This window comes from Yersinia sp. LJYL362 (assembly GCF_048323875.1).
The window spans coordinates 1-10,749 of record NZ_JBLWEX010000109.1; the positions used below are offsets into that span (position 1 = coordinate 1).

Genomic DNA, 10,749 nt, shown 5'->3' on the forward strand with positions numbered 1-10,749 from the left:
TGAAGCAGAATTTGCCGCATACCGAAGTGCTGCCGCTGTATGCTCGCTTATCCAATAGTGAGCAGAATAGGGTGTTTCAGTCTCATCATGGGCGGCGCATTGTGCTGGCGACTAACGTGGCGGAAACTTCACTCACCGTGCCGGGCATTAAGTATGTCATCGATCCCGGAACTGCACGTATTAGCCGCTATAGTTTCCGTACTAAAGTTCAACGGTTGCCGATTGAACCGGTTTCTCAAGCCTCGGCTAATCAGCGTAAAGGCCGCTGTGGCCGTGTCTCTGACGGTATCTGTATCCGTCTTTATTCCGAACAAGATTTCCTTTCACGCCCTGAATTCACTGATCCGGAAATTCTGCGTACCAATTTGGCCTCCGTTATCCTGCAAATGACCTCATTAGGGTTAGGGGATATCGCGGCCTTCCCATTTGTGGAAGCACCGGACAAGCGCAACATTCAAGATGGTGTGCGGCTGCTGGAGGAGCTAGGGGCTATCCAAACGGCCAGTAACGGCCATCAACAATTAACACCGCTAGGTCGTCAATTGGCCCAATTACCGGTTGATCCCCGTTTGGCTCGAATGGTATTGGAAGCCCAGAAAAGTGGCAGTGTGCGGGAATTGATGATCATCACCTCGGCATTGTCTATCCAGGATCCGCGTGAACGTCCGATGGATAAACAACAAGCCTCTGATGAAAAACATCGACGTTTTGCCGATAAAGACTCTGATTTCCTTGCATTTGTTAATCTATGGGATTACCTGAAAGAGCAGCAAAAAGAACTATCATCGGCGCAATTCCGTAAATTATGCCGTAGCGATTTCCTGAACTATTTGCGGGTGCGCGAATGGCAGGATATCTATACCCAACTGCGTCAGGTGGTGAAAGAGCTGGGTATTCCGGTCAATAGCGTCGCCGCAGACTATCGCAGTGTTCATACGGCCATTCTGACCGGATTACTATCACATATCGGCCAGAAAGACGTTGAAAAGCAAGAGTATACAGGTGCGCGCAATGCCCGTTTTGCCATCTTCCCTGGCTCCGGTTTATTCAAAAAACCGCCAAAGTGGTGCATGGTGGCCGAATTGGTCGAAACCAGCCGCTTATGGGGGCGCATTGCTGCTCGTATCGAACCGGAATGGATCGAACCCTTGGCACAGCACTTGGTTAAACATCACTATAGCGACCCGCATTGGGAGAAAGCGCAAGGGGCGGTGATGGCCAGTGAGAAAGTGACCTTATTCGGGTTGCCTATCGTCACTGAGCGCAAGATCAACTATGGGCCAATTGATCCGCCGCTGTGTCGCGAGTTATTTATCCGTCATGGCTTGGTTGAAGGGGATTGGCAGACGCGCCATGCTTTCTTCCGCGCTAATTTAAAGCTATTGGCTGAAGTTGAAGAATTGGAGCACAAATCTCGCCGCCGCGACATTTTGGTTGATGACGAGACATTGTTTAACTTCTATGACCAGCGTATTAGCCGTGATGTTATTTCCGCACGTCATTTTGATAGCTGGTGGAAGAAAACCAGCCAGACCCAGCCGGAGTTGCTCAACTTTGAAAAAACCATGCTTATCAAGGATGGTGCAAACAAAGTTAACCCATTGGATTATCCGAACTTTTGGTATCAAGGGTCACTCAAACTACGGCTTTCCTATCAATTTGAACCCGGTACTGATGCTGATGGGGTCACTGTCCATATCCCGCTGCCTATCCTGAATCAGGTTCAGGAAGAGGGGTTTGACTGGCAAATTCCGGGGATCCGCCGTGAGCTGGTGGTGGCGTTAATCAAGTCATTACCTAAGCCGGTTCGCCGCAATTTTGTGCCGGCGCCTAATTATGCCGAGGCATTCTTAGCACGGGTAACCCCGTTGGAAACCAGTCTGCTGGATGCATTAGAGCGCGAGTTACGTCGCATGACTGGGGTGACAGTGTCACGCGAAAGCTGGCAGTGGGAGCAAGTTCCCGACCACCTAAAAATGACGTTCCGCGTGCTGGATGATAAAAACCGAACTTTGCGTGAGGGGAAAGACCTTGCTGCCTTGAAGCTCCAACTCCAGGATAAAGTACAAGAGACTCTCTCAGCGGTTGCCGATGACGGTATTGAGCAAAATAACTTACATATCTGGAGCTTCGGCTCACTTCCGGTGTGCTACGAGCAACGCCGGGGAGGATACGAAGTCAAAGCATACCCGGCATTGGTGGATGAAAAAGACAGTGTCGCGATTCGCTTATTCGATACAGAAGCCCAGCAGCAACAGGCCATGTGGCAGGGGACACGCCGTTTATTGCTGCTAAATATTCCTTCTCCGATTAAGTATTTACATGAAAAGTTGCTGAACAAATCCAAACTCGGTCTCTATTTCAATACTTATGGCAAAGTGATGGATCTAATTGATGATTGCATTGCTTGTGGGGTGGATAAACTTGTCGCGCAATATGGTGGGCCGGTATGGCAAGAGGCTGATTTCGCTCAGTTACAAGAAAAAGTTCGGGCCGAATTAAACGATACTGTTGTGGATATTGCCAAACAAGTTGAACAGATCCTGACTACTGTATTCAGCATTAATAAACGTTTAAAAGGCCGGGTCGACATCTCGCAAGCATTAGCGCTTTCTGATATCAAAGCACAGCTTGGCGGCCTGATTTACCGCGGGTTTGTCACCAATAATGGTTGGAAACGCTTACCGGATACATTGCGCTATCTGCACGCCATTGAGCGACGGATGGAGAAGTTAGCCGTAGATCCTCATCGTGATCGTGCCCAAATGCAACGGGTGGAACATGTACAACAGATGTGGCAGCAATGGCTCAACAAATTGCCGCCTAAACGTCAACAAGATGAAGATGTTAAAGAAGTTCGTTGGATGATTGAAGAGCTACGCGTGAGTCTATTTGCCCAACAATTGGGAACACCATACCCCATATCAGATAAGCGTATTTTACAGACTATCGAACAACTTTCTGCTTAATGGCTAATCAAGAGGACTCCGCGCCTGAGATAATGGCTCAGGCGCGGAGCTTTTCGACCGCTAGATCCCACTTTACGGCAGTATTTATATAATCTAAATCCTCTCATTGGTGTCTCAAATATGTAATCGATGAAATCTACTGATTTTCATGCGAAGCCTCTCGAAAACTATCAATTAACTCCTCTAATGCGCCGCAACATTATTGCCTTAGGCCTTCAACTACGGCTATATCTGCCATGGTATTCAGGCGGCTTGCTCAAAGTTTGTCTGATTATGGGTCACCATATTTGATTACATTTGGTGAGTTTGATAGAGTTTTTCGGGAGCAGGGATTGCTTATGTATACGATTAGTTTGTTGAGGTTGGCACAAAAAGAATTGTTTAAATTACCTGCGGGGATACAAGCGGCTCTGATTAAGGCTCTTGATGAGTTAGAAGTTTATAGTCATGAGTTGAGAGAACCTGTAGTGCGGGATATAGGAAAAGGGCTGAAAGAATTGAGGGTCAGTGCTAAGGAAGGTTGCGGGCGTGGTTTTTTCTTTTACCAGGCAGATCGGCAGGTTTATATCATTCATATCTTGCAGAAGAAAACGCAAAAGGCCTCAAGACGGACACTGATGTTGGCTTATCAGCGTATGAAGGAACTCAAACGGAGATTGCTGCCATGAAAAAACAAGATGATTTTGACATTCTTCCTTTTTCTGAGGTTAAAGCTAACGCTTTAAATCACCCTCAGGTAAATGAAGCGTATTCTGACTTGCAGATTAGGCAAGCGATGATGACGGAGCTCAAGGCTGCCCGCCAGCGATGCAATTTGACTCAAGAAGACATTGCCCGGAGAGCGGGGTTGAGGAAACAAAATATCAGTCGGATGGAAAAAGGTATCATTTCGCCTAATCTCACGACGTTGAGTCGATATGCCGCAGCATTAGGTGGGACTTTTGTTTTTAAATTTACTCAAAAGCCCCGTTGTACCAGTAAGGAGTAGTGGCTGTTAGGTTCGTTGTTAATCCATCAATGCCTTTTCCGGATTGAGACATGACTATTTGCTTGTTTTAGCCGCCTTATTAGCGAGCGTTTTTAACCGGTCTTTTATGGCTGTGACCGCTAAAGCCCGGTTATCTGCTAAATAACGGTCTTTAGCGGCGGGAGCTGAACTTTGAATGGCAATCAAAGACCATTTCTCGCCATTTTTCAGCAACAAGGGCGAGCCGCTATCACCTGGTAATGTATCGCATTGATGAGAAAGTACACCTTGCTGCGCCCAACCGGTGATCAGGCAATCTTCATGGCTATAGAGGGTATCCAGGTGGTCAAGTGGATAACCCGCTTGTGTTATTTTACGGTCAACTTGTTTAAGTGCTTGAGTCAATTCATTAGCGGTTCCATCCCACAATGGTAACGGCTTGATAGGGAGTGGTTTTTTATTAGTTAATCGAATAAGAGCATAGTCATATGCAGCTGCTGCGGGTGGAACTATCCAGCCGTCGCCGTCAGGTTTGAGTTTCTTACCCAACTTGGCATCAACCAGCGTTTCCAGACTCGTAATTTGATACTTCCAATGGCCGTTGTGCGAAATAAACCGTAAGGCCACAGCACGATCAATCTTTCCTGGAGGTGCTAATACACAATGCCCAGCGGTAAGTGCGAGGCGAGGGGAGATTAATGTCGCAGTACAAAGATTGCCACTGGCTGTCTCAACTTGACCGATGGCTTGCCATGGCCATTGAGAGCCATTAGTGACCGCAGTACGATCATCTTTACCAAAAAATAGGGTGGTCTGATCAGCAATATTACTGTCGTCATTTGACGTGTCAGTCAGGGGAAGTGCATGAGCCACGGAAAGAGGTAACAGACTTAATAGCAATAATGAAGATAAACGCATAAATAATTAGCCTGCCTTATTCCCTAGAGGGGTATTTATTCACAAACCTGAGACCTACTGGTTAAGCTGTTAATCACAAGCCTCCCCATTGATAACTATAGACACAATTAGCTATGTAGTATGTTGCCAGTATTTGATTTTTCGATAATTTTAGCGCGGTATAAGTCGCTTATACTCTAAGTAATGCACATGCTGCTTGAAGCATTACGGATATGCACTATAAATAAAAAAACAGTGCGATCAGGCCGCACATAATTAATGTTGCCAGAGTGATTTCAAATAAATAACGGCGCAGCATTATCAGCACTCCTGATAAAAAACACCCGGAGAACCGGGTGTTGAGCGAGTGAAGTTGTTGCAGGTCAATCTAAAGAGCTGGCTTCAGCTATCTTCTCGACTTTATTTTGTGGCGGGCACTGCTGCTGGGGCAGATTTAGTGTGCGTCGTTTTTTTGTGATGTTTCTTAGCGGCTTGCGCTTTTTGCATCGGGGCGGCTTTGTCGGCTTTTTTCACCGATTTTGTCGCTTTTTTGTGATGCATATTTTTGGCAGGAGCACTATGGGCCGCTGGTGCCGTAGCCATTGGAGCCGCTGCTGGTGCAACGGTATCGGCTGCGAATGCAATAGAAGACATACCCAAAGTTGCAGCAACAATCAGAGCTAATACTGTTTTCATGATTTATTCCTCAGTGTTCTGTTTGTATATCGGCCCCGTTGGGTCGTTGTAATGAGAATAGGGTAAATGATTAATGGCTTCCGTGAGTCATTGGTTTCGGCTTGTAACCGATTGTACAGAGCGGATTGTTATGACGAATAGTCAACTTTATGGCATATCGTTAAATGCATTTTATTGCATAGATAGCATGGAAGCTGAGAGGAATAAGAATAGCTAGGATAACCTTTACCCTAAATTAGTTACAACATACATTAGGTTGTTATCTGAAAAATGATCTCTTTAGGTACATGCAAATTTGTGGCTAACACGGAATTTATGTTCAACAGGACGATACTGCCTCCTTAAAGGAAGGGCAGTATCGAAGTGAAAAATCTGAGGTCAAAGATAATTATAAATAACGGAGTTCTAAGTGCTCGCGGAAAAAACGAGGGTTAAGTGATTCACCGGTTGCTTTGGTAATCAACTCAGCGGTTGAGTAACGGCTTCCGTGTTGCCAGATATTTTTCTGTAACCAACTGAATAGTGAGTTCAAATCACCGTTGGCAATATTGCTATCTAATTCAGGAATAGCGCCACGCGCAGTTTGGAAAAGTTGAGCAGCATACATGGCACCCAGGGTATAAGTTGGGAAATAACCAAAGGCGCCATCCGTCCAATGAATATCTTGCATGCACCCATAGCGATAATTTCCTTCAGTGTTTATCCCCAGATATTGCTGCATCTTCTCATTCCACAGCGTGGGAATATCATCTACCTCGATTTCACCACTAATCAATGCTTTTTCAATTTCATAGCGCAAAATTACGTGGGCAGGGTAGCTGACTTCATCAGCATCAACCCGGATAAAACCGGTCTTGACACGTTGATTCAAGGCGGTGAAGTTTTGCTCATCAAACGCAGGTTGCTCTCCAAATTGCTGTATAACCAGAGGGCGGATGACTTGCAGAAACTCCTTGCTGCGAGCTAATTGCATTTCAAACAGTAAGCTTTGGGATTCGTGAATTGCAGTAGAGCGTGCGTGCGATATAGGCTGCCCCAACCATTCACGGGGTAAATTTTGCTCATACCTCGCATGACCCGTTTCATGAACAATCCCCATTAACGCACTGAGAAATTCTTGTTCATTATAACGAGTAGTGATGCGTACATCCTGAGGAACACCTCCGCAGAATGGGTGCACACTGACGTCGACTCGTCCACCATCAAAATCGAAGCCCAATACTTTCATCACACTCAGCCCAAGTTGACGCTGTTTTTCCAGATCAAATGGCCCTTGTGGTATCAAGCAGGTTTCATTTTCTTGTTTAGCGATCACTTTTTGCAATAACGTGGGTAGCCATTGTTTAAGATCGCCAAAGATACGGTCCAAATTAGCACTATTTGTTCCCGACTCATATAAATTCAACAAAGCGTCATAGCGCGATGTCCCAGCAGCTTGAGCTCTAATCGACGCTTCTTGACGACTTAACTTGACCACTTCACGTAGATTTTCAGCAAAACCGTGCCAGTCATTTGCGATACGCTGCTGTCGCCATGCGTGCTCGCATCGAGCACCTGCTAGTGATTTTGCTTCAACCAAAGCCTCTGGTAGTAACACCGCATTATTGTAATGCCGCCGCATCTCACGCAGATTAGCCAGCTCAATATCATCCAGAGTCTCTTGTTCCGCTTGCTTCAACCACTCGCCAACCTGTTTGGCCGTCAGAATCTGGTGTTGCAGCACATTTAGCTCAGCCATCGCCTCTGAGCGAGCAAGATTTCCTTTGGGCGGCATCATTGTTTGCATATCCCACCCAGCAATGGCGGATAAGTGCTCAAAGCGGGAAAGGCGGGTGAATGTAGTGCGCAGGGATTGATAAGCTGTAGTCATTAAGTACTCCATTTAAACTATTCTCGCCATTCTTCGAGCTGCATATCCGTTGGTGGCTTGTATTGGTTCGATTGCCGCTTTCCTGCAACTTGAATTATTTAGAGCATATAGGCTGACTTGTTTTATTAAGGCTAGAGTTTAGGCAAAACTATTAGTTAGGGCTATCTTGGTCGATAGTGAGTGAATCAAGCTCTTTCACCGGCCAGCAAAATCGGAAACTGGCACCGCCCAGCGAACTGGCATCGACGGAAATGCTGCCCTGATATGCTTGTGCGATGGAATGGACGATGGCCAGACCCAATCCACAGCCACCTGTTGCACGATCCCGACTAGGATCCAGTCTAACAAATGGCTCAAATACGCGCGCACGCTCTTCTAAGGGAATGCCCGGCCCGTCATCTTCAACTTGTAAACATGCGTTATTGCCGTCAAACCACAAGCCAATACGTAACCGCTGAGTCGAGTAGCGCAGGGCGTTATTGACCAGATTATCCAATACTCTTTCCATTAGACGTAGATCGACTGCACCAAAGTCGCCGCGATGAGGTATGTCGAGCTCTATCTCACGCTCACTATGAATCAAACGCATATCTGCTACTTTTGCGCTGAGCCATGCCGGTAAGTCTATAGGTTCAAGATTGAGCGCGACTTGGGGGCGATCCAGCCGAGCATAGGTTAGCAATTCATCAATCAGGGCCTCTAACTGGCCAATATCATGATTCAACGCCAGTTGTTCGCTTTCAGTCAGGTTATCACTCATGGCTAGCCGATAGCGCAAGCGAACAAGTGGGGTGCGTAACTCGTGAGCAATTCCATCAATAAGCAGCTTCTTACTGACTATCAATGTGCTGATGTTGTCGGCCATTTGGTTAAACGCGACGCCTAAACGGCTTAGGCTGGAGGTGGGATCAAAATGTGTCCGTTCGTCCAGATGTCCGGCCCCAAGCCGCTGGGCGGCATTCTCTAGTTTCAGCAAGTCTTTCCAGTGAGGGCGCATCCACAGGAACACCGGCAGCGCCAAAGAGAGACCAATCAGGATGAGCAAGATTAAATCCAGTAGCCGCATTTGGTGCAAATAAAACAGATAGGGAACCGGGCCTACAGCCAAGACATAGTGGCTGCGGGGGATCCGTTGCAGGAAGGTGTATTCATCATCCAAGGCAATGATTTCACCCGCACGCAGGCGCTTATTTAATCTTTCGCCCAGATCCCGTTTATCAAGAGGTTCAATATGTAATTGAAAAGAGAGATTCAAATCCAACGTGGCGATGGTTTTATTCCAATCTTTTAGCGGAATTTCTCGTAACTCACTGCGCATCAATGACAGAGAGCTTTTCATCAAATCATCTAATGACTGGCGGCCAGCGCGTTCAGCCGTGACTTTATAAACTAAGCCAACCAGCATCGCCATCACCATAAAGCAGACGAACAGCAATAAGAAAAACTGAATAAATAGCTTCCTCATTGCTGCACTGACTCCCAGGCATTGGGGGCGAATAAATAGCCTTTATTGCGCACTGTTTTGATTCTAAAAGGCTCGAGGGCATTGTCATGGAGTTTGCGGCGTAAACGCGAAATAGCCACATCGATACTGCGATCCATCCCGTCATAACTGACGCCCCGCAAATTTTTCAATAATGCTTCCCTGTCCATGATGATGCCGGCATGTGTCGCGAGTTCCCACAGCAGATCAAAATCTGAAGTCGATAATGTAATCTCTTCATCGCCGAGATTGACTTGCCTATTAACCGGGTCGATGCAAAGTAAACCAAAGTGAATGGCATTATGCCCAGTGAGTGGAACATGGGGCGTTTCTTTGGTTTGTTGCTGATTATGTTGACGTAAATGCAAACGTAACCTTGCCAACAACACGGCGGGAGGCGTAGTTTTCAGGATATAGTCATTCGCGCCCATTTCCAGAGAAAGGATATGGTTCATATCACTGTCAAGTGAGGTTAGCAGCACGATCGGGCCGTCATAGCTTGGTCGTAAATCGCGGCACAACGTCATCCCATCTTTGCCGGGCAACATAATATCGAGCAACACCAGGTCGGGCTGTTGATGTTCAATAACCGCTTGAGCTGTATCTCCACGCGGTTCCACAAACACATCAATATCATGCTTGCCGAGATAGGCTGCAATTAGTTTTCCGACCTCCGGGTCGTCTTCTACAAAAACAATTTTGGTCATGTTTTTCAGTTTTTAAAAATGCCGGGATTCAGCATAGCGCGCTGTTGGTAGCAATGCTATGCACGTTACTTTATTCTTCATGCCAATGACTGGCCAATGACTGATTGGTAGACAACTAGCAAATTATTTCATTATATTAATGAAAGTGATTGTATCGTCATCTCTATTTAGTTGCGCCCATCGTTTATATATCAATACTTATGATTAATGAATAGCTGTATCGATCAGCTAAGGACTGAGGGATGAGTGGCGAACGCATTGGTGTGCCAGCACACAGTGAAAAAGTCTGCTTCGATTACACGGAGTTTTTAGCTGCTTCTTGCAAAAAGCGGTGGAGTTTTATTGATGCTATTTATGGTGTCATGCCGATTTTCGGGATGGTGGTCAAGTCCCAAACGGAACTGGAGAAAACACCTCAGGAGCGGCTTACCGCCTTGGCATTACAGGTGTTATCAACTCAGCTTAGCGATGAAACTAATATTATTAGATTGATTCACCTTGCTGAACTGCAGGGGATTACAGAGTTGGATATCCAATTACCTTATCCGTTAGAAAACGCACAATTGGATCAAATCAAACAAAAATTTCCAGCTTCAATGCGGCTAAACCAAAAGGGTGAATGTCTCTCTGTGGATATATCTGGAACAGAACACCATTAGTTACCTGCCGATAGATGCCCACATGGGCAGCCAGTTTAACTGGCGTACCCGGTTCGGTTCAATGCATAACCAGCCAGGTTGCCGGAATAGTGGCAATCAGCACCAGGCCAATAGCCGCACGCTCCACCGTATTGAGTAATCTAAGACCTTCATGCCCTTTGCGTGCATAAATAAAGACCAGCAAGCCGGGTGCGTATAACAGGGCGGATAGCAACAGGTACAGCAAGCCAGCGGCATAAATCAGCCACAAACCATACAAACACGCGCCACTAGCCGCCATAATTAATCGCCAGTCCTGGCGTTTTAAAGCCACCTTAAATAAGAAGGCCCCTACTAGAAAATAGGGCACTAAAATCATCTCTGATGCAATTGTTAGCAAGGTATTGTAGTTGCTGCCCGTCAGCCAGATAAGTATCAGTGCCACTTGTACCGCACAGTTAGTCAGCCACAGTGATTTTGCCGGAGCATTGTGCTTATTCTGATACTGGAATATCTTAGGAA

Annotated in this window: 10 protein-coding genes; 4 read left to right on the plus strand and 6 right to left on the minus strand. The window is 46.4% G+C overall.

Annotation, left to right across the window (positions count from 1 at the left end):
* The 3 genes from hrpA to ACNSO8_RS04815 all read left to right on the plus strand — a co-directional run.
* Positions 1-2,969 (plus strand): ATP-dependent RNA helicase HrpA (gene hrpA / locus ACNSO8_RS04805; protein ID WP_418393987.1); only part of this gene is annotated, 2,969 nt, incomplete at its 5' end.
* A gap of 338 nt (positions 2,970-3,307) precedes the next feature.
* The gene (locus ACNSO8_RS04810) at positions 3,308-3,637 is read left to right on the plus strand and encodes a type II toxin-antitoxin system RelE/ParE family toxin (protein WP_411927869.1); all 330 of its coding nucleotides are present in this window, start codon (positions 3,308-3,310) and stop codon (positions 3,635-3,637) included.
* On the plus strand, positions 3,634-3,957 hold the full coding sequence (locus ACNSO8_RS04815) for a helix-turn-helix domain-containing protein (protein ID WP_019079384.1): 324 nt from the start codon (positions 3,634-3,636) through the stop codon (positions 3,955-3,957). The genes ACNSO8_RS04810 and ACNSO8_RS04815 overlap by 4 nt, the downstream gene beginning before the upstream one ends.
* A 54-nt stretch (positions 3,958-4,011) precedes the next feature.
* Here ACNSO8_RS04815 and ACNSO8_RS04820 read toward each other — a convergent pair whose 3' ends face one another.
* The 5 genes from ACNSO8_RS04820 to rstA form a co-directional block, all read right to left on the minus strand.
* The gene (locus ACNSO8_RS04820; protein WP_019079385.1) at positions 4,012-4,854 is read right to left on the minus strand and encodes a trypsin-like serine peptidase; all 843 of its coding nucleotides are present in this window, start codon (positions 4,852-4,854) and stop codon (positions 4,012-4,014) included.
* A gap of 399 nt (positions 4,855-5,253) precedes the next feature.
* The gene (gene asr / locus ACNSO8_RS04825; protein WP_019079386.1) at positions 5,254-5,529 is read right to left on the minus strand and encodes an acid resistance repetitive basic protein Asr; all 276 of its coding nucleotides are present in this window, start codon (positions 5,527-5,529) and stop codon (positions 5,254-5,256) included.
* A gap of 388 nt (positions 5,530-5,917) precedes the next feature.
* Positions 5,918-7,399, minus strand: coding sequence for a carboxypeptidase M32 (locus ACNSO8_RS04830; protein ID WP_418393988.1), 1,482 nt, complete (start codon positions 7,397-7,399; stop codon positions 5,918-5,920).
* Between the two features lie 151 nt (positions 7,400-7,550).
* Entirely contained in the window at positions 7,551-8,864 is a 1,314-nt protein-coding gene (gene rstB, locus ACNSO8_RS04835) for a two-component system sensor histidine kinase RstB (RefSeq protein ID WP_057620509.1), read from the minus strand.
* Positions 8,861-9,589 (minus strand): two-component system response regulator RstA, encoded by a 729-nt coding sequence (rstA, locus tag ACNSO8_RS04840; RefSeq protein WP_026018216.1) that lies wholly within the window; start codon positions 9,587-9,589, stop codon positions 8,861-8,863. The genes rstB and rstA overlap by 4 nt, the downstream gene beginning before the upstream one ends.
* 242 nt (positions 9,590-9,831) lie before the next feature.
* On the opposite strand from rstA, the gene ACNSO8_RS04845 reads away from it, so the two are divergent.
* Complete coding sequence (locus ACNSO8_RS04845; RefSeq protein ID WP_019083093.1) at positions 9,832-10,248, plus strand: hypothetical protein; 417 nt, start codon at positions 9,832-9,834, stop codon at positions 10,246-10,248.
* Positions 10,249-10,306: 58 nt separating this feature from the next.
* Here ACNSO8_RS04845 and ACNSO8_RS04850 read toward each other — a convergent pair.
* Positions 10,307-10,749, minus strand: a 443-nt coding sequence (locus ACNSO8_RS04850) for an amino acid permease (protein ID WP_418393989.1), incomplete at its 5' end; no start/stop codon positions are given.

What these genes read in the sequence shown, in the direction of transcription:
- ACNSO8_RS04810 (WP_411927869.1), top strand. Translation starts at nt 3,308, where the DNA reads ATGTATACGATTAGTTTGTTGAGGTTGGCACAAAAAGAATTGTTTAAA.
- ACNSO8_RS04830 (WP_418393988.1), bottom strand. Translation starts at nt 7,399, where the DNA reads ATGACTACAGCTTATCAATCCCTGCGCACTACATTCACCCGCCTTTCC.
- rstB (WP_057620509.1), bottom strand. Translation starts at nt 8,864, where the DNA reads ATGAGGAAGCTATTTATTCAGTTTTTCTTATTGCTGTTCGTCTGCTTT.
- rstA (WP_026018216.1), bottom strand. Translation starts at nt 9,589, where the DNA reads ATGACCAAAATTGTTTTTGTAGAAGACGACCCGGAGGTCGGAAAACTA.
- ACNSO8_RS04845 (WP_019083093.1), top strand. Translation starts at nt 9,832, where the DNA reads ATGAGTGGCGAACGCATTGGTGTGCCAGCACACAGTGAAAAAGTCTGC.
- ACNSO8_RS04820 (WP_019079385.1), bottom strand. Translation starts at nt 4,854, where the DNA reads ATGCGTTTATCTTCATTATTGCTATTAAGTCTGTTACCTCTTTCCGTG.
- ACNSO8_RS04815 (WP_019079384.1), top strand. Translation starts at nt 3,634, where the DNA reads ATGAAAAAACAAGATGATTTTGACATTCTTCCTTTTTCTGAGGTTAAA.
- asr (WP_019079386.1), bottom strand. Translation starts at nt 5,529, where the DNA reads ATGAAAACAGTATTAGCTCTGATTGTTGCTGCAACTTTGGGTATGTCT.